The 17,577-nt window shown below is 61.3% G+C and carries 15 protein-coding genes and 1 pseudogene; 10 read left to right on the forward strand and 6 right to left on the reverse strand.

Annotated features, from left to right (window positions below; translation table 11 throughout):
• Window positions 1–64: 64 nt before the first annotated feature.
• On the forward strand, window positions 65–301 hold the full coding sequence (locus tag C2I35_RS08815; RefSeq protein ID WP_103762669.1) for a hypothetical protein: 237 nt from the start codon (window positions 65–67) through the stop codon (window positions 299–301).
• A 160-nt stretch (window positions 302–461) separates the two neighbouring features.
• Here the strand turns inward: C2I35_RS08815 and C2I35_RS08820 are convergent, their stop codons facing one another.
• The 4 genes from C2I35_RS08820 to ubiE form a co-directional block, all read right to left on the reverse strand.
• Window positions 462–1,142 carry a YjbF family lipoprotein gene (locus C2I35_RS08820; protein WP_170067164.1) on the reverse strand — a complete coding sequence of 227 codons (681 nt, stop codon included), beginning with the start codon at window positions 1,140–1,142 and terminating at the stop codon, window positions 462–464.
• 11 nt (window positions 1,143–1,153) lie between these two features.
• A complete protein-coding gene (locus C2I35_RS08825) occupies window positions 1,154–3,274 on the reverse strand; it encodes a YjbH domain-containing protein (RefSeq protein ID WP_245890456.1) in 2,121 nt (706 codons plus the stop codon).
• Between the two features lie 116 nt (window positions 3,275–3,390).
• Entirely contained in the window at window positions 3,391–4,923 is a 1,533-nt protein-coding gene (gene ubiB, locus C2I35_RS08830; protein WP_103762671.1) for a 2-polyprenylphenol 6-hydroxylase, read from the reverse strand.
• Window positions 4,924–4,926: 3 nt separating this feature from the next.
• Window positions 4,927–5,670, reverse strand: coding sequence for a bifunctional demethylmenaquinone methyltransferase/2-methoxy-6-polyprenyl-1,4-benzoquinol methylase UbiE (gene ubiE, locus C2I35_RS08835; protein WP_103762672.1), 744 nt, complete (start codon window positions 5,668–5,670; stop codon window positions 4,927–4,929).
• A gap of 95 nt (window positions 5,671–5,765) precedes the next feature.
• Here ubiE and mutM point away from each other — a divergent pair, with 95 nt between their 5' ends.
• Together mutM and C2I35_RS08845 are read left to right on the forward strand one after the other, a co-directional pair.
• Window positions 5,766–6,617: a bifunctional DNA-formamidopyrimidine glycosylase/DNA-(apurinic or apyrimidinic site) lyase gene (mutM, locus tag C2I35_RS08840; protein ID WP_103762673.1), complete on the forward strand. Its 852-nt coding sequence runs from the start codon at window positions 5,766–5,768 to the stop codon at window positions 6,615–6,617.
• Between the two features lie 65 nt (window positions 6,618–6,682).
• Window positions 6,683–7,459: an acryloyl-CoA hydratase gene (locus C2I35_RS08845; RefSeq protein WP_103762674.1), complete on the forward strand. Its 777-nt coding sequence runs from the start codon at window positions 6,683–6,685 to the stop codon at window positions 7,457–7,459.
• A 31-nt stretch (window positions 7,460–7,490) separates the two neighbouring features.
• Here the strand turns inward: C2I35_RS08845 and C2I35_RS08850 are convergent, their stop codons facing one another.
• Window positions 7,491–8,804: a serine hydroxymethyltransferase gene (locus C2I35_RS08850; RefSeq protein ID WP_103762675.1), complete on the reverse strand. Its 1,314-nt coding sequence runs from the start codon at window positions 8,802–8,804 to the stop codon at window positions 7,491–7,493.
• 103 nt (window positions 8,805–8,907) lie between these two features.
• Between C2I35_RS08850 and C2I35_RS08855 the strand changes: the two genes are divergently transcribed.
• From C2I35_RS08855 to gyrB, 6 genes are all read left to right on the forward strand, one after another.
• Entirely contained in the window at window positions 8,908–9,774 is an 867-nt protein-coding gene (locus C2I35_RS08855; RefSeq protein ID WP_103762676.1) for a LysR family transcriptional regulator, read from the forward strand.
• Window positions 9,775–9,969: 195 nt separating this feature from the next.
• Window positions 9,970–10,233 carry a 30S ribosomal protein S20 gene (rpsT, locus tag C2I35_RS08860; protein WP_103762677.1) on the forward strand — a complete coding sequence of 88 codons (264 nt, stop codon included), beginning with the start codon at window positions 9,970–9,972 and terminating at the stop codon, window positions 10,231–10,233.
• 487 nt (window positions 10,234–10,720) lie between these two features.
• Window positions 10,721–12,100, forward strand: coding sequence for a chromosomal replication initiator protein DnaA (gene dnaA, locus C2I35_RS08865; RefSeq protein WP_103762995.1), 1,380 nt, complete (start codon window positions 10,721–10,723; stop codon window positions 12,098–12,100).
• An 89-nt stretch (window positions 12,101–12,189) separates the two neighbouring features.
• Window positions 12,190–13,308: a DNA polymerase III subunit beta gene (gene dnaN / locus C2I35_RS08870; protein ID WP_103762678.1), complete on the forward strand. Its 1,119-nt coding sequence runs from the start codon at window positions 12,190–12,192 to the stop codon at window positions 13,306–13,308.
• A 53-nt stretch (window positions 13,309–13,361) separates the two neighbouring features.
• Entirely contained in the window at window positions 13,362–14,465 is a 1,104-nt protein-coding gene (recF, locus tag C2I35_RS08875) for a DNA replication/repair protein RecF (protein ID WP_103762679.1), read from the forward strand.
• A gap of 154 nt (window positions 14,466–14,619) precedes the next feature.
• Window positions 14,620–17,037, forward strand: a complete 2,418-nt coding sequence (gyrB, locus tag C2I35_RS08880; RefSeq protein WP_103762680.1) for a DNA topoisomerase (ATP-hydrolyzing) subunit B — start codon at window positions 14,620–14,622, stop codon at window positions 17,035–17,037.
• On the opposite strand, the gene C2I35_RS21850 is transcribed toward gyrB, so the two are convergent.
• Window positions 16,994–17,293 carry a hypothetical protein gene (locus C2I35_RS21850; RefSeq protein ID WP_146049991.1) on the reverse strand — a complete coding sequence of 100 codons (300 nt, stop codon included), beginning with the start codon at window positions 17,291–17,293 and terminating at the stop codon, window positions 16,994–16,996. The two genes, gyrB and C2I35_RS21850, sit on opposite strands and share 44 nt — an antisense overlap.
• Before the next feature lie 157 nt (window positions 17,294–17,450).
• Here C2I35_RS21850 and C2I35_RS22445 point away from each other — a divergent pair.
• Window positions 17,451–17,576 (forward strand): annotated as a pseudogene (locus C2I35_RS22445) (IS6 family transposase); the annotation flags it as partial.
• Window position 17,577: the final 1 nt, after the last annotated feature.

The raw sequence follows: 17,577 nt of genomic DNA on the forward strand, positions 1-17,577 counted from the left end.
ATTGTGGGATATAAGGGTGAATTCGGTGCATTGGCATCACGCAACCATATGATTGGAGACTGTCATGAAGAAACTTACGACACTTATCGCAGCAAGCGCTGTCGTTGCAGCTTCGGTTGCGCCGGCCATTGCACAGGAAGCGACCTCGACCAATGATCCTTTCGTTTCGACGCAAGCGACTGAAGGTTCGATGCTGCAAATCGGCGGCGTGACCTATGTTGTTGTCGGCGTCGTCGCTGCAGGACTTATCGTTGCTCTTGCAGACGGCTCTTCCAGCACGACGAGCCTTGTGACGCAATAACTGGCTGACATCGCAAGCAGGTTTCAGCGGGCCTTTCCGGGCCCGCTTTTCTTTTGTTTGAAGCAAGGCGCCTGCTCGCATGCATGGATGGAATGGGCACGCCCGCTACGTGCCTGACGGTTCCTTGGCAAAACAGGTGCTTTTTCTTGGAACGACCTGCTTAGCGCAGGTGGCTAAGCACGAAATACCCAAGGCCCTCGCCAAGCCAGGTGCGCGACTCGACGATCCGACCACTGTCGCTGACCAGATAGTAGTTGTCGAAGGTGCCAGTATCCGTCTTGCAGAAAACATCGACACGCGTCACCTGCAGAGCGAGCGCGCCGGCCTGATAGGCTTGGCGCTGATCCGGGGTAAAGGCACAGTAGGCTTCGGTTTCCTCGATCTGGTTTTCGCCGTCCAGGTGACGCAATACCTGCTTCGTAATTCCGTCTTCGCGCCGCGATAGCATTCCAAGCAAGCCGTTGACGCTGGAAGACATAAGATCGGTGCCAAGGCCGCGCGTTGATGTGATCACGCCGCCGCGCGTCGATACGCTTCGCCTTTCGGAGGTGCCCCATGCAGACCATGTACTGTAGGGACCGTTGGTTTCGATCACCCGCAAGACGGCAACGCTACCTGTTCCCTCGATCCGCATCAGCGCAAATGGACCGTCACTCGAATTCAGCGCACGGCGGATCTCCCGCTGAACAACCGCGTCAGGAATCTCCCTGGTTGGCTCTCTTTGAGAGCGCCTGGAATCGATCAGCGTCTTGCCGACAGACAGCACGGAAACGCCCTCGCGCGTATTCGTACAGCCTGTGACAGCCAGAGCGGACAATACCCAGACCGCGAAAATAAGCATTCTGCTCGGCATCATCTCCAGTATTTCCCCCAGCTTTTGGCAACTTCCGGCCGGTGCGATCCACGGATGGTTTCATAGAGCCGACCGTCGACCTCCAACCGTTGACCACCGTCGCGGGTAAGGGGGCGCAGGACACCGCTCGCTTTCTGCTTGGTCGGTTTGCCCACCAACCAGGACAGCGGAACGGTGAACCGGAGGCCCTTGTCGAAAGACCCCTCGCCGAATTGGCTGGCCGAAACGTCGGTGAACGTGGCGAATGCGCCGATTTTCCAGCCGTTTGCGAACTCTCGGTCGATGGTGATCGTGCCACCCCAATCCCCGGCGAGATAGCGCCCGGCGTCGATCTGGCCGTGAAAACCGTTGCCAAAATCGTAATACGCGGACACGTGGCCGTTGAACTCGGGGATCGTACCCCCGGGCGTTACGCGGGAGCGAAGGCCGAACTGCTGATCGAAGTCGCGCGGATGCGTATAGTTGACCTCGGCGCCAAGCGCCAACCGGCTGTTCACGGGCTTCCAAAGGACTTCGCCGGAAATGCCGGCATACATGCGTTCAAGATAGCCTGCGGTGACGCGGCTGTAGAAATCAGGCCCGAGCCGCCCGTATTTCGCCACCGTGAGATTCTCCAGGAACGGCTCATCCGTTCGGTTGTAGAGGGCGACGTCCGAGCGGACCCGCGGTAGCTGAGAGTTGTTTGGCTTGACCGCGCTATCGAGATTGCCGATCACTTTTTGCCCAAGAGACCCGGACACGATCCAACCCGAGCCGAGGTGATATTTTCCCTTGGCGCGGATGCCGATATCGCCCCGAAGCGGATCGCCAGGATCAAACAGCGACGTGCGCAGATAGGGGCCGATTGACCATTCGAAGCGCGGATAGTTGCCTGGCAACGGTTCGGGGTAGTCGCCAAAGCGCAGCGTGTCGGTGAACTGCGCGGCGGCTAGCGCCTCGCGCGCCGGCCGGTGCTCCAACCGCTCCAGGTCGGTGCGGCTGAGTGACATCGTGCTGGCCGGGATGCCGTTCTCGATCAGGGTGACGTGAAGCATCTCGACCGATGCAGGCAGTTCACGGCTCATGCTGCGCAGGGTGCGGCCCAGTGCCTGAGACGTGGCGTCATATTTTTCGTTTCGGATGCGCACATGCGCGGAGCGCCCGCTCAGGGTGATGCCTTCAAAATCGAGATCGGATTGCTCAAGGCTACTATCCAGCGAAGCCGTGATCGCTTTTTCGCGGCCCGGCTGAGTGGTCCAGCCCAGATCCTCGGCGCTGCGCGGACCGCGGACCGCGACGGGCAAGGGCGCAAGTTCGGTGCCGCCTTTTATCGAGGGCGACCTGGGATTGAGATTGAACGTGAGCGCCGCGCCGAATTCCTCGCCATGCAGGGCAAAGGCCCGCAGCGAGGTGTTCTCGCTGACCTGGTAAGTCGCCGCAAAGTTCCACGGTATCGACCGCTTAAGGATGCCGGCAGATTGCGCGATGTCGTAATTGTCCGAGGAATACTCCGCGCTCAGCAACAGCTTGTCGGTCACCTGATAGCTTGCACCGCCAAAAAGCGCGTAGTCGCCCTGGAACCAGTCATCGATGTTGAACTGCCCGCCCGTGCCGACCCCGGCAAAGCTGAAGGGTGCACGCGACCCGATGCTGCCGTCGCTGCCGTAGCTGCCCAGACGCCCGAAACCCAGACCACCGGTCACACGCAACCGATCCCCGATGGATTTCGTGGCGACGACATACTCGCCGGACAGAATTCCCGTCCCGACGAAATCGCGCAGGCCAATGGAAACCGCCGGGGTGAAGTCTGTTTCGTCAAACAGGCGAAAGCGCAGATCGAAGCTGCGGTCGTAATACGTGGAGAAGGACGGCGTCAAATCCTCGGTGCCTGCATAGCGGAAGCTACCGGAAAGCCGGTCGGTAATCTGAAAACTCAACGTCGCGCGAAAGAAACCATCGAAATACGTGACATTGGTTGTCAATTCACCGTCCGGTGCCGACTCGGCCGTCGGCATGTCGATCAGACCGCCGGGCGTGCCATAGTTGTTGGTTGTCCGCGTTTTCAGATTGTCGGCGACTGCCAGGCCGGGAAGGCCAAGCAATCCAAGCGTGATCAGAACGCGTGTCGGTATGCGGATCACTGCGCGTTTCCCTCCATTGACGTCCCGTCGACGTTAGCCAAGCACATGTGATTCCGACACCGCCCGAAGCGTTGCGTCATTCGATAGATAGCAGGAGTCACATCAAAACCACGTCTTCAGAAAAACATCGTTGCCAGCAAAGTTGCCATGGCACCAAGCGTGATGCCCATACCCAGCCATAGCACGGATTTCCAGCGCAGGCCGCGCGTTGGTTCCGGTTCGGGCGACGATTGGCGGATCAACGCGCTTTCGACGATCTTTGGCAGGCGCGGCCCATACCGCGACAGCACCATCAGCGTGCGGCGCAGGTCGCGCACCGCGGCGCCGGGGCCGATGTTCTTGCGAATATAATCCTCGACCACGGGCTTGGCGACCTGCCAGATGTTGGTCTGCGGGTTCAGGCTTCGCGCGACACCCTCGACAACGACCATCGTGCGTTGCAGAAGGATAAGCTCGGTGCGGGTCTCCATCCCGAATCTTTCTGTCACTTCAAATAGATAGCTTAACAGCCCGCCCATCGAGATCTTAGAGGCATCCATGCCGAAAATCGGCTCGCCGACGGCTCTCAGCGCACGGGCAAACTCGTCCACGTCGCGGTCGGGGGGGACGTAGCCGGCCTCGAAATGCACTTCGGCGACACGCTGGTAATCGCGCTTGATAAAGCCATAGAGGATCTCGGCATAGACCCGGCGGGTGTATTCGTCGATATGCCCCATGATCCCGAAATCATAGGCGATGATATCGCCGTTCGGCGCGACCTTCAGGTTGCCCTGGTGCATGTCGGCGTGAAAAAAACCGTCTCGCAGGGCGTGTTTCAGGAACAGTTGCAGCACCCGTTCGCCAAGCTCCGCCCGGTCGTGGCCGGCGGCGTCTATGGCGGCGTTGTCGCCCATCGGCGCCCCGTCGGCCCATTCCATCACCATCACGCGCCGCCCGGACATATCCCAGTTGACGGCCGGCAGGCTGAAGCCTTCATCCTCGGCGGTATTGGCGGTGAACTCGCTGGCAGAGGCCGCTTCGAGACGCAGGTCGAGTTCTCCGTTAACCACGCCCTCGAAATGGGCGATCACGTCGCGCGGTTTCAGGCGGCGCGCGGACGGAGACAGCACCTCGATCATGCGCGCCGCGAAATAGAACGCGTCGATGTCCCGGCGAAAGGCCCGCTCGATTCCCGGGCGCAGCACCTTGACCGCCACGTCCTGTCCAGTGTCTCGCAGCCGCGCCTTGTGCACCTGCGCGATCGACGCGGCGGCAATCGGGTCGCTGAACTCCGAGAAAACGGCATCGACCGGCTGACCCATCGAGCTGGCGACACTGGCCTTGGCCACCTCCGCATCGAAAGGCGGCAGCTTGTCCTGCAACACCCGCAACTCCTGGGCCAGCGCATCACCGACGATGTCGGGCCGGGTCGAGAATACCTGCCCGAACTTGATATAGGCCGGGCCCAGCGCGGTCAGCGCGCGTAGCGCGGGCGGCATATTGGTGTCGCCCTTGTAGCCCAGCCATTGAAACGGCCAGGCCAGGAATCGCATGGTGCCGCGCACCAGCGGCGGCGCGTCCATCGCATCCATGATCAGGCCCATGGCGCCGGTGCGTTCCAGCGTGGCGCCCGTGCGGATCAGGCGCAGGATGTTGTGCGGTCCGCGCATGGCTCAGATCTTCCAGCCGGAATGCAGGCAGGCTATTCCCATGCTCAGGTTGCGGTACTTGGCCTGCTCGAACCCGGCTTGCCGCACCATGCCCAAGAACGTTTCCTGGTCGGGGAACTTGCGGATCGACTCAACAAGGTACTGATAGCTGTCGCGATCCCCGGCGATGGCCTTGCCCATCTGCGGAATGATGTTGAAGGAATACAGGTCATAGACCTTCTGCATCAGGTCGTTCGGGATCTGGCTGAACTCCAGCACCATCAGCCGCCCGCCGGGTTTCAGCACGCGAAAAGCTTCGTTCAGGGCCTCCTGCGGTCGGGTGACGTTCCGGATACCGAAACTGATCGTGTAGACATCGAAACTGTTGTCGGCAAAGGGCAGCGCCATCGCGTCGCCCACCACCCAGTCAAGGCTTTCGGCCATCTGTTCCGCCTCGGCCCGCTTGCGGCCTTCGACCAGCATTGGTTCGGTCAGGTCCAGAACCGTGGCGTGGCCCGATCCGGCGCGTTCGAGGAACCGAAAGGCAATGTCCCCGGTGCCACCCGCCACGTCCAGCAGGCGCTGGCCCGCGCGCGGCGCCAGCCAGTCCATCATCGCGTCTTTCCAGACGCGGTGGATGCCGAAGGACATCGCGTCGTTCATCACGTCGTATTTCGACGCGACCGAGCCGAACACGCCGCGCACGCGGCCCGCCTTTTCCTCCTCGGGGATGTCCTCGTATCCGAAATGCGTTGTTTTCCCGGTCATTTATCCCCGCGGCCTTGCCGTTTGATCCTCAAGTCCTTCTTATAGGTCGCCGGGGGCGGGTTACAATGCGCCCGTTTGGTCGCAGAGGGGGCAGAATGCCGGAATTGCCAGAGGTCGAGACAGTGCGCCGCGGGCTGGAGCCCGCGATGACCGGTGCCGTGATCGCGTCGGCACAGGTCAACCGCCCCGACCTGCGCTGGCCCTTTCCGCCGGGCATGGCCACGCGGCTGACCGGACAGCGTGTCCTGGGTCTGCGGCGGCGGTCGAAATACATCCTTGCCGACCTGTCCTCGGGCGAGACGCTGTTGATCCACCTTGGCATGTCCGGCCGCATCCTGATCTCGGGAGATCCGCTGGGGCAGTTCGTGCACGATCATCCCGCGGCGGAGAAACATGACCACGTGGTGCTCGACATGGCCAACGGCGCCCGCATCACTTTCAACGACCCGCGCCGCTTCGGCGCGATGGACCTGATGGCCACCGACAACGCCGAGGCGCATCCCCTGCTGGCCAAACTGGGCCCCGAGCCCTTGGGCAACCAGTTCGACGAGCCTTATCTCGTCGCAGCGCTGCAGGATAAGAACACGCCGATCAAATCGGCCCTGCTGGATCAACGAATCGTGGCGGGGCTGGGCAATATCTACGTCTGCGAGGCGCTCTTCCGGGCCGGCATCTCGCCCCTGCGCCGCGCCGGACGAATCTCGGCCAAGCGGGTCGCGGCACTGGTGCCGATCATCCGCGCCGTGCTGAACGACGCGATTCTCGCTGGTGGGTCTTCGTTGCGCGATTTCCGCCAAGCCGATGGCGAACTTGGATATTTTCAGCACAGCTTCGACGTCTACGACCGCGAAGGCGCCCCCTGCCGCCGCCCCGGCTGCCCGGGAAATGTGCGCCGCGTCGTTCAATCGGGCCGGTCGAGCTTCTATTGCGCGACCTGCCAAAGATAACCTTGATCCGACTGACCCAAATGGTAATGACTCAAATCTGACAGAAACAAGCGAAAGCAGATTTCATGGCCTATGAGACGATCATCGTCGAAGTAGAAGACCACGTCGCCAAAATCACCCTCAACCGCCCCGATGCCCTGAATGCCCTCAACGATCAGTTGCTGGGCGAACTTGTCGATGCGTTGCAGGATGCCGAAGGCAACGACAAGGTGCGCTGCATCGTCATCACCGGCTCGGAAAAGGCTTTCGCCGCCGGCGCGGACATCAAGATGATGTCGGAAAAGTCCTTCGTGGACGTCTTCGCCGGTAACCTCTTTGGCCCCGAGGCGGACGCCATCGTGCGCATCCGCAAACCGATCATCGCCGCCGTGTCGGGCTATGCGCTGGGCGGCGGGTGCGAGCTTGCCATGATGTGCGACTTCATCATCGCCGCAGACAACGCCAAGTTCGGCCAGCCCGAGATCAACCTCGGCGTGATGGCCGGGATGGGCGGCAGCCAGCGCCTTACCCGTTTCATCGGCAAGTCGAAATCCATGGACATGAACCTGACGGGCCGCTTCATGGATGCCGAAGAAGCTGACCGTTCGGGCCTTGTCAGCCGCGTCGTTCCGGCCAAGAAGCTTGTGGAAGAGGCCATGGCCGCCGCAGGCAAGATCGCCGAGAAGTCCATGATCACCGTCATGGCGGTCAAGGAAGCGGTCAATCGTTCTTACGAGGTGCCTTTGGCCGAGGGTCTGTTGTTCGAGCGCCGCGTGTTCCACTCGCTCTTCGCGACCGAGGACCAGAAGGAAGGCATGGCCGCCTTTGCCGAGAAACGCGAAGCGCAGTTCCGCGACAAGTGAGGGGCAGGGGCCTGTCTGCCCCCGCTCGATTTCAGATCACGAAATGCAGCGTGTCGAACCGCTTGCGCATTGACTGAGTACGCGGCGCGACCGCCTCTGGATCTTTGGTCAGGCCTTCGTGGATCAACGCGGCAAGCGCCGGAGCGTCTTGGGCCGTGACACCCCATCGCACCAATTCTGGCGTGCCGATGCGCAACCCGTTCATGTCGCCCGGAACCTCCGCGATGGGCAGGCCGATCCCGCAAGCCAGGAAGCCGGCTTTGCGCAAGGTCTTTGACGCGGCCTGACCACCGCCGAAACTTGCTGCCTCGATCGCGAACTGGTGCGAATTGGTGTATCCGTTGGGCGTGTTGAAAACCGGAACGCCATTGGCGGCCAAGGATTCTGCCAACGCCTTGGACAGGTCGATCATCGCCTGCGCATAGGCTGGTCCATGTTCGCGCCAGTCCAGCATCGAGACGGCGAGGGCCGCCGACTTGGCAGCATCGAAGTTCGCGGTCATGCCCGGAAAGGCGATGCCGTCCAGACGTGCTGCCAACTCTGCCTCGTTGGTGACGATCACGCCGCCTGCCGGGCCGCCCAGGCTCTTGTAGGTGCTCATCGTCATCAGGTGCGCGCCTTCGGCCAACGGGTTCTTCCACGCGCGCCCGGCGATGATCCCGCATTGGTGGGCCGCGTCGAACATGACCTTCGCGCCCACGCCGTCGGCAATGGCTCGAACCTCCGCGACGGGATGTTCGAACAGGTTCAGCGAGCCGCCCACGGTGATCAGCGCGGGCTTTTCCTGCTCTGCCATCGTGCGCAGCGCGTCTATGTCCAGCGTGTAGCCATCGGGGTTGACCGGCGCCGGCACGGTGCGCAACCCGAACAGCCCGGCGCAGCCGTCAATGTGATGCGTCACGTGCCCGCCGATCGTGGCCGGGGGCGCGATGATCGTGTCGCCCGGTTTGCACGTCGCCATGAAGGCATAGAGATTCGCCATCGCGCCCGAGGCCACGCGGATCTCGGAAAACCGCGCCTGAAAGATCTCGGCAACCAGCTCGGCGGCGACAACCTCGATCTCTTCGATCGCCTCCAGCCCCATCTCGTACTTGTCGCCGGGATAGCCCAGCGACGGGCGCGAGCCGATGCCGGACGATAACAGGGCTTCGGCCCGTGGGTTCATCACGTTCGTGGCCGGGTTAAGGTTGAAACAGTCGCGTTCGTGGATCTTGCGATTTTCCTCGGCAAGGGTCGCGATCCGCGCCGCGATGGTTTCGCTGTCCTGCGACGCCGTCCGCGTGGCGATGGTCTGAACAAGCGTTTCGCTGGGGGCGGGCACCCAGTCGCGATGGGCAAGGGTCATGGTCGGTACTCCGATTGATCTGCCCGGGATCATGCCGAGGCTCGACGCTGGGCGCAAAGCAGAATAAGGAATAATGAGGTTAGAAAAACTAAGGCTAGTTTAAGTGCCCGTGTCGCCTCCCCGCCCCAAGGGTCCGCCGCTCAATGCGCTGCGCGCGTTCGAGGCCGCCGCCCGACTGGGCGGATTCGCTCTGGCGGCGGAAGAACTGTGCGTGACGCCGGGCGCGGTGTCGCAGCACATCAAGACGCTGGAAGACTGGGCCGGAACACCGCTGTTCGAGCGCCGTTCTCACGGTGTGCGCCTGACCAAGGCCGGGTCCAGCCTGTTGCCGAAATTCACGGCCGCTTTCGACCAGCTTGGTCACGCCACGCGGGCCTTGCGCGGTGTCGCGCCGGCCAAGACGGTTCAGATCGCGGCGCTGCCCTCCGTCGCCCAGCTTTGGCTGGCGCCGCGGTTGCCGTCGCTGCGCGCGGTTCGGCCAGAGGCGCGCATGTCCGTGACGGCACTCGAAACGCCGCCCAACCTGTCGCGGGACATGTTCGATCTCAGCCTGTTCATCGCAGTGCCAAGCAAACTCGAGGCGCAGCACGCGCTTGCCCGCGACGAAATTTTCCCGGTCTGCGCCCCGGATCTGGCGCGCAAGATCCGAACGCCGGATGACCTTGCGGCGCAGACCCTGCTTGTCGACGCGGCCTGGCCCGAGGATTGGTCGCTCTGGGCCACGCAGGCTGGGGTGACGCTTCCCGGCGATTTCGGCAGCGCGTCCTTTTCTCTTTACGCAATGGCATTGGAAGAGGCGCGTGCGGGTGCAGGCGTGTTGATGGCGCACCGTGTGCTGGTACAAACCGCGCTGGATGCAGGCCAACTTGTCTGTCCGTTCGACATCGCGGTCCCTACGGGCAAGGCCCTCGTCCTGACCGCCGCACCGGGGGCCGAGGATCTGGCGGCCGCGCTGCTGGAGGCAGGCTGAAGGCGCTTTGCGGGCACAGGGCCGGATATGTGGAACTTTGCTGTTTGCTTTCGCGGCATTTGCGGCTATACGCCTGCGCCATACATGCGCGTGCGGCCCGCTCTGGCCAGAATCATTCCGGCCCTTGGCCTGCCGGAACGGGCTCGACCTCGTGCACATCTGAAACGAAATGACAGACCCGAAAAGGTTCACAACATGGCCAATACTCTCCAGTCCAAGAAGCGCGCGCGCCAGAACGCCCGCCGCCTCAGTGTCAACAAAGCGCGCCGCTCGCGGATTCGCACCTTCCTGCGCAAAGTCGAGGAAGCCATCGCCTCCGGCGACAAGGAAGCTGCACAAAATGCGCTCCGTGCCGCTCAGCCCGAACTGATGCGGGGCGTATCGAAGGGAGTGTTTCATAAAAACACCGCTTCACGGAAAATGGCGCGCCTGTCTTCGCGGGTGAAATCGCTCGGCTGAGCCACGGCCCTAAGCTATTGAAGGAAAAGGTGCCGAATCGCGCGGCACCTTTTTTTTATGGCTATGAACGACTCGGGTTCGTGTGACTTTTTCGCGGCAAAGACCGAGTCAAGCGCTAAGATCAGTTGCCGTCTCGCTGACTCAATTGCTAATTTGCCAGAGCGATTCACGCTTGGGGGGACAGGCGCTCGCACCGGACACGGATCAACTGCTCTGATCATGCCGGTGTATCCGACCGATGTCGGGAGCCATATTGTCCAACGGATTGGCGCGATCCATGCGGCTTGGTCCACGCTTGTGGGGACGAGACAGGGCCAGCGCTGGGTGGCGCTCAGATACAGGCCAAACGGCTTTTCTCCCGGTACTCCGTGTCGGGTGATGGGTTGTCGTTTGCCTATTGCCGACCGAACCGCGAACGCAATTGTAAGGGGTATGCCAATCGGGGGCGTGCTGGATGGAAACGATAAGACCGCGGAACGGGATAAAAATGACAAGTGATCAATGGGGCCAGATCAAGCAAGACCTGCTCAAGACAATCGGCAAGAACAACTTCACCAACTGGATCGAGCCGCTGGAGCTGACGGCGATCAACGATGACGTTGTGACCTTCAAGGTTCCGACGACCTTCCAGGGCAATTATGTATCCCGCAATTTCGGCGAGCTGATCCTGTTCAAGGTGAACGGCTACGCCCCCTCTATCCGCCGGATCGATTTCCAGGTCGCGGCGAATTCCTCCCAGAAGCCGCAAGCGACCGTAACCAACGCATCGGAAACAAAGAAAGATACGCCCTCCGCGGCTCCGGCGCGCCGTTTGACCGACGACGTCCTGTCTTCCGCGCCGCTGGATGAGCGCTTCACCTTTGATCGTTTCGTGGTGGGCAAGCCCAACGAGCTTGCTCATGCCGCGGCCAAGCGTGTGGCCGAGGGCGGCCCGGTCACCTTCAACCCGCTTTTCCTCTATGGCGGCGTCGGCCTTGGCAAGACACACCTCATGCATGCCATCGCCTGGGAGCTGCAGGCAGCGCAGCCAGAGCTGAACGTGCTCTATCTGTCCGCAGAGCAGTTCATGTACCGCTTTGTGCAGGCATTGCGGGACCGCCGCATGATGGATTTCAAGGAGCTTTTCCGCTCGGTCGACGTGCTGATGGTCGACGACGTTCAGTTCATCGCCGGCAAGGACAGCACGCAGGAAGAATTCTTTCACACGTTCAACGCGCTCGTGGATCAGAACAAGCAGATCGTCATTTCAGCCGACCGCGCCCCGGGGGAGATCCAAAACCTGGAAGAGCGCATCAAGTCGCGCCTGCAATGCGGCCTGGTGGTGGACCTGCATCCCACCGACTACGAGTTGCGGCTTGGAATCCTTCAGTCCAAGGCGGACCGCTTTGCCGAGCAGTATCCGAGCCTCGAAATGGCCGATGGGGTGCTGGAATTCCTCGCGCATCGCATCTCGACCAACGTGCGTGTCCTCGAAGGCGCGCTGACGCGGCTTTACGCCTTTGCCTCGCTGGTCGGTCACCAGATCACGATGGAACTGGCCCAGGACTGCCTTGCGGATATCCTGCGCGCGTCCGAGCGGAAGGTTTCGATCGAAGAGATACAGCGCCACGTCTCGGAGCATTTCAACATTCGTTTGAGCGATATGGTCGGGCCGAAAAGAGTCCGCACTTTTGCCCGCCCCAGACAGATCGCGATGTTCCTGTGCAAGCAACTGACCTCGCGGTCTCTTCCTGAAATTGGCCGGCGGTTTGGCGGCCGGGATCACACCACGGTGATGCATGGCGTGCGCCGGATCGAAGAACTCAGCGCGCAGGACGGGCAACTCGCCGAAGACCTCAGGATTCTGCGCCGCGCGCTCGAGGGCTGAGGGGCAATAAAAGGCTTGAGCATAAGGCGAAACTTGCTAACGTGCCGGTCCCAGTGCCCGGCAGAGGCACGCACGCAGGGAGCGAGGGCATGAAACTCAGCATCGAACGCGGAACGCTGCTCAAGGCGGTCTCGCAGGCCCAGTCCGTCGTCGAACGGCGCAACACGATTCCGATCCTCGCCAACGTGCTGATCGAGGCCGAGGGCGATGCGGTGCATTTCCGCGCCACGGATCTGGATATCGAGGTCGTCGACAAGGCCCCGGCCCAGGTCGAGCGCGCGGGCGCCACGACTGTTTCCGCCGTGACCCTGCATGAGATTGTGCGAAAGCTGCCCGACGGGGCACTGGTGACGTTGACCGACGATGGTGCCTCGGGGCGCCTGACGGTCGAGGCGGGACGCTCGAACTTCTCTCTGGCGACCCTGCCCAAGGAAGATTTCCCGGTGATGGCCTCGTCGGAATATTCCTGCAATTTCTCGGCCAAGGCTCCGGTGCTGCGCCGGCTCTTCGACAAGTCGAAATTCGCGATCTCGACGGAAGAGACACGCTATTACCTCAACGGCGTCTACATGCACGTCTCGGACGCCGAGGGCGGCAAGGTGCTGCGCTGCGTCGCGACCGACGGTCACCGGCTGGCCCGGATCGACGCCGACCTGCCCGACGGCGCCGAGGACATGCCGGGCGTGATTGTTCCGCGCAAGACCGTGGGCGAGCTGCGCAAGCTTCTGGACGATGATGACATGGCCATCGCGGTGTCGGTCAGCGAAACCAAGGTGCGCTTTGCCACGCCCAATATCACGCTCACTTCCAAGGTAATCGACGGCACGTTCCCCGATTACACGCGCGTCATCCCGCAGGGAAATACCCGCAAGATGGAGGTCGACGCCAGCGAGTTTGCCCAGGCCGTCGACCGTGTCGCCACCGTCAGTTCCGAACGCTCCCGCGCGGTGAAGCTGGCGCTGGACGAAGACCGCCTGATCCTGTCTGTCAACGCGCCCGACAGTGGCGCCGCAGAGGAAGAGCTGGCTGTGGCCTATGGCGACGAGCGACTGGAAATCGGGTTCAACGCCAAGTACCTGCTGGAAATCGCCAGCCAGGTCGATCGTGAAAACGCCGTCTTCATGTTCAACTCCTCGGGTGATCCCACGCTGATGCGCGAAGGCAATGACACCTCGGCGGTCTATGTCGTCATGCCGATGCGCGTGTGACGCCCGTCGGTGCCTCCGGCGGGGATATTTTTGGCCAGAGGAAAAGGGCGTGAATGCCCGGATTGTACCTGTCTTCGCTCAGCCTGTCGCATTTCCGGTCGCACAAGGGCGTGCGGATCGATGCGGACGCACGACCTGTCGCGCTCTACGGTCCGAACGGGGCGGGCAAGACCAATATTCTCGAAGCGGTCTCGCTCTTTTCACCCGGACGCGGTTTGCGCCGGGCCGCGGCACAGGACATGGCACGGCGGCCGGATGCAATCGGCTGGAAGCTGACCGGCGTTCTGCGGTCGATGCACCAGGTCCACGAAGTCGAGACCTGGTCCGAAGAAGGCGGCGCGCGGCAGCTCAGGATCGACGGCAAGACCGCGTCGCAGGTGGCACTGGGGCGGATTGCCCGGGTATTGTGGCTGATCCCGTCCATGGACCGGCTGTGGATCGAGGGAGCCGAAGGGCGGAGGCGGTTCCTGGACCGCATGACGCTCAGCTTCACGCCCTCTCATGCCGACGCGACGCTGGCGTATGAGAAGGCCATGCGCGAGCGCAACCGCCTTCTGAAGGACCAGGTGCGGGACGGGCATTGGTACGTGGCGCTGGAGCGGCAGATGGCCGAGGCGGGGACGGCGATCCATGCGAACCGCGTCGCCGCGCTGGAGCAATTGGCAGAGGCGCAGGCGCAAGCCGAGACCGCTTTCCCGGTCGCGGAGTTGGAACTGACTATGACCGAAGGGGAGATGCCCGGCACCGAGTCCGATTTCCGCGATGCCCTGTCCGAAAGCCGCTTTCGCGACATAGCGGCCGGGCGAACGCTTGTCGGGCCGCACCGGGCGGACCTCTATGGCGTCTACGCGGCCAAGGGGGTTCCGGCCGCGGACTGCTCGACAGGCGAACAGAAGGCTTTGCTTGTGTCGCTGATTCTCGCGAACGCGCGGGCGCTGGCCCGGGACTTTGGCGCACCGCCGATCCTGCTCTTGGACGAGGTCGCGGCGCACCTGGACGCGGCGCGGCGGGCGTCGCTTTACGATGAAGTCTGTGCCTTGGGGGCGCAGGCGTGGATGACGGGAACGGGGCCAGAGCTGTTCTCGGAACTGGGCGAGCGTGCGCAGGTTTTCGAGGTGACGGAGGATGATGCGGCGTCGATCGTGAATGCCCGCTGAAATCGGGAAAATGACACCGACGCGATGCGACCCGGATACCGACACGATACCGATATTAAGATCCTGATCGTTAAACACAAAATCTTGTGTCTATCGCGTGACATTCCCCGCTGAGAATCGTATAAAATATGAAACTGAACGAAGGATAATCTGCATGGCAGAAGCCGCCGCGTCCCCCGAAGAATATGGTGCCGAATCTATCAAGGTTCTCAAGGGGTTGGAAGCTGTTCGCAAGCGCCCTGGCATGTATATCGGCGACACCGACGACGGGTCGGGCTTGCATCACATGGTCTACGAGGTTGTCGACAATGGTATCGACGAGGCCCTCGCCGGGCATGCGGACCACGTAACTGTCTGTATTCACAAGGATAGTTCTGTATCGGTCAGCGACAATGGCCGTGGCATTCCCGTGGAAATGCACGAGGAAGAGGGCGTTTCCGCCGCCGAGGTCATCATGACCCAACTGCACGCCGGGGGCAAATTCGACAGCAATTCCTACAAGGTTTCCGGGGGCTTGCATGGAGTGGGCGTATCGGTTGTCAACGCATTGTCGGACTGGCTGGAATTGCGCGTCTGGCGAAGCGGCAAAGAACATGTCGCGCGGTTCGAGAAGGGCGAGACGGCCAAGCATCTGGAAGTGGTCGGTGACGCCGCAGGAAAACGCGGGACCGAAGTGAGGTTTCTGGCGTCACTCGATACATTTTCGAACCTTGATTACAGCTTCGACACTTTGGAAAAGCGTCTGCGAGAACTGGCGTTTTTGAACTCCGGCGTGCGCATCATCCTGCGTGATGAGCGTCCGGCTGAACCGCTGGAAACGGAGTTGCATTACGATGGCGGCGTGCAGGAATTCGTGCGCTACCTCGATCGCAGCAAATCTCCGCTTATGACTGACCCGATATTTGTCACAGGAGAGCGTGACGAAATCGGTGTCGAGGTCGCGATGTGGTGGAATGATAGCTACCATGAGACTGTCTTGCCGTTCACGAACAATATTCCGCAGCGCGACGGGGGTACGCATATTGCCGGGTTTCGCGGGGCACTGACACGGGTTTTGCAGAAGTACGCTGCCGAAAAAGGGATCGCGAAGAAAGAGAAGGTCACCTTCACCGGGGATGACGCGCGCGAGGGTCTGACCTGCGTGCTGTCGGTCAAGGTGCCTGACCCGAAATTCTCGAGCCAGACCAAGGACAAGCTGGTGAGTTCCGAGGTGCGTCCGGCCGTCGAAAGCTTGGTGAACGAAAAGCTGGCGGAGTGGTTTGAAGAGAACCCGAACGAAGCCAAGATGATCGTTGGAAAGATCATGGAGGCAGCCATGGCCCGAGAGGCGGCGCGCAAGGCGCGGGAATTGACGCGCCGAAAAACCGCGCTCGACGTCAACTATCTTGCCGGAAAGCTGAAGGATTGTTCCGAGAAAGACCCTTCCAAAACAGAGGTTTTTCTCGTCGAGGGGGACAGCGCTGGAGGATCGGCTCAGACCGGTCGGGATAGGTCCACGCAGGCGGTTTTGCCCTTGCGTGGCAAGATCCTTAACGTGGAACGGGCTCGGTTCGACCGGATGCTTTCAAGCCAGGAGATCGGCAACCTGGTGATGGCACTTGGCACCGGCATCGGGCGCGACGAGTTCGACATATCGAAACTGCGTTACCACAAGATTGTCATCATGACTGATGCCGATGTGGACGGTGCGCATATCAGGACTTTGCTGCTTACATTCTTCTACCGCCAAATGCCGGAGTTGATCGAAGGCGGCTATCTCTACATCGCGCAGCCGCCGTTGTTCAAAGTGAGCCGTGGAAAGTCCGAGGTCTACCTCAAGGATACGCCTGCGCTTGAAGACTACCTGATCGCGCAGGGAACCGAAGACGCGGTTTTGCGGCTTGGAACAGGCGAGGATATCATCGGGCAGGACCTCGTGCGCGTGGTCGAGGAGGCGCGGCAGGCAACCCGCATCCTTGAGGCCTTTCCGACGCATTACCCCCGCCACATCCTTGAGCAGGCAGCGATCGCGGAAGCGTTCGAACCAGGGCGCGTGGACGCAGATATCCAATCGGTCGCGGACAGCGTGGCGAAACGCTTAGACCTGATCGCACTTGAGTACGAGCGGGGTTGGCAGGGTCGTCAAACTCAGGATCATGGCATTCGCCTGACCCGTATACTGCGGGGCGTTGAAGAGGTACGCACCCTGGATGGGCCGATATTGCGTGGTGGCGAGGCAAAGCGTCTGGGCCAACTGACAAAAGGATTGCGCGAGATCTATTTCGAGCCAGCAACATTGCATCGCAAGGACCGGTCACAAGCCATTTATGGTCCGCTCGACCTGTTGGATGCGATCTTGAAAGAGGGCGAGAAAGGTCTTGCCCTGCAGCGTTACAAAGGCTTGGGCGAAATGAACCCCGATCAATTGTGGGAAACAACGTTGGACCCGGAGGCCCGCACGCTTCTCAAGGTGAAAGTAGATGATGTGGCGGAAGCCGACGACTTGTTCACCAAACTGATGGGCGACGTAGTGGAGCCGCGGCGCGAGTTCATCCAGCAGAACGCGCTGAGCGTTGAAAACCTAGATTTCTGAGACCTTGAAAGGTTTCCTGCACCCTGGGTGCACCCGGTTTGCCGTCTTCGCCGGCGCTGCAGCCAAGCACGTCGATGGTCAGGTAGCTGCCCATTATAAACTTTTGTTCAGCATATGCGCGATCGCGTTCGGTATCATAAGGGATGACGAGGTTCTGCGTTTCACCGTCAACCGTGATGCTAAAAGTGCCCGTCTGCTCGTAGCGGTTATCAAGCTCTGTTGCATTAATTGGTGCAGCCAGCAGAACGGCAGTCAACAACTATACTAAACGCTTCATATGGTTCTCCCATACTTGCAGAATAACGTCCCCAAGCCGATATCTGCGCCCCGTTTGAAATGGACACGTGCGGCAAGTCCGAGGTTGAAAATCCGAAACCGCCATCCCGCGAACCCAGGACCAACACGTGCTCCCTCACCTGCCATTCCGACGAAGAGAGCGCGCCATGTCACGCTTCCGGCGTATGCGAAGTTGGCAGAAATTCACCGCCGTCCATTCTTCAATCCACAATCTGTTTAACGCGGAGCGCAGCTTCTCCGCCC

The sequence above is a fragment of the Roseovarius confluentis genome (genome assembly GCF_002917925.1).
GTDB lineage: Bacteria > Pseudomonadota > Alphaproteobacteria > Rhodobacterales > Rhodobacteraceae > Roseovarius > Roseovarius confluentis.

Excerpts from the sequence above, each read along its gene's own strand:
- recF (WP_103762679.1), top strand. The coding sequence starts at position 13,362 with ATGCCCGGATTGTACCTGTCTTCGCTCAGCCTGTCGCATTTCCGGTCG.
- C2I35_RS08845 (WP_103762674.1), top strand. The coding sequence starts at position 6,683 with ATGGCCTATGAGACGATCATCGTCGAAGTAGAAGACCACGTCGCCAAA.
- ubiB (WP_103762671.1), bottom strand. The coding sequence starts at position 4,923 with ATGCGCGGACCGCACAACATCCTGCGCCTGATCCGCACGGGCGCCACG.
- C2I35_RS08820 (WP_170067164.1), bottom strand. The coding sequence starts at position 1,142 with ATGCTTATTTTCGCGGTCTGGGTATTGTCCGCTCTGGCTGTCACAGGC.
- rpsT (WP_103762677.1), top strand. The coding sequence starts at position 9,970 with ATGGCCAATACTCTCCAGTCCAAGAAGCGCGCGCGCCAGAACGCCCGC.
- C2I35_RS08815 (WP_103762669.1), top strand. The coding sequence starts at position 65 with ATGAAGAAACTTACGACACTTATCGCAGCAAGCGCTGTCGTTGCAGCT.
- dnaA (WP_103762995.1), top strand. The coding sequence starts at position 10,721 with ATGACAAGTGATCAATGGGGCCAGATCAAGCAAGACCTGCTCAAGACA.
- C2I35_RS08850 (WP_103762675.1), bottom strand. The coding sequence starts at position 8,804 with ATGACCCTTGCCCATCGCGACTGGGTGCCCGCCCCCAGCGAAACGCTT.
- mutM (WP_103762673.1), top strand. The coding sequence starts at position 5,766 with ATGCCGGAATTGCCAGAGGTCGAGACAGTGCGCCGCGGGCTGGAGCCC.
- ubiE (WP_103762672.1), bottom strand. The coding sequence starts at position 5,670 with ATGACCGGGAAAACAACGCATTTCGGATACGAGGACATCCCCGAGGAG.
- dnaN (WP_103762678.1), top strand. The coding sequence starts at position 12,190 with ATGAAACTCAGCATCGAACGCGGAACGCTGCTCAAGGCGGTCTCGCAG.
- gyrB (WP_103762680.1), top strand. The coding sequence starts at position 14,620 with ATGGCAGAAGCCGCCGCGTCCCCCGAAGAATATGGTGCCGAATCTATC.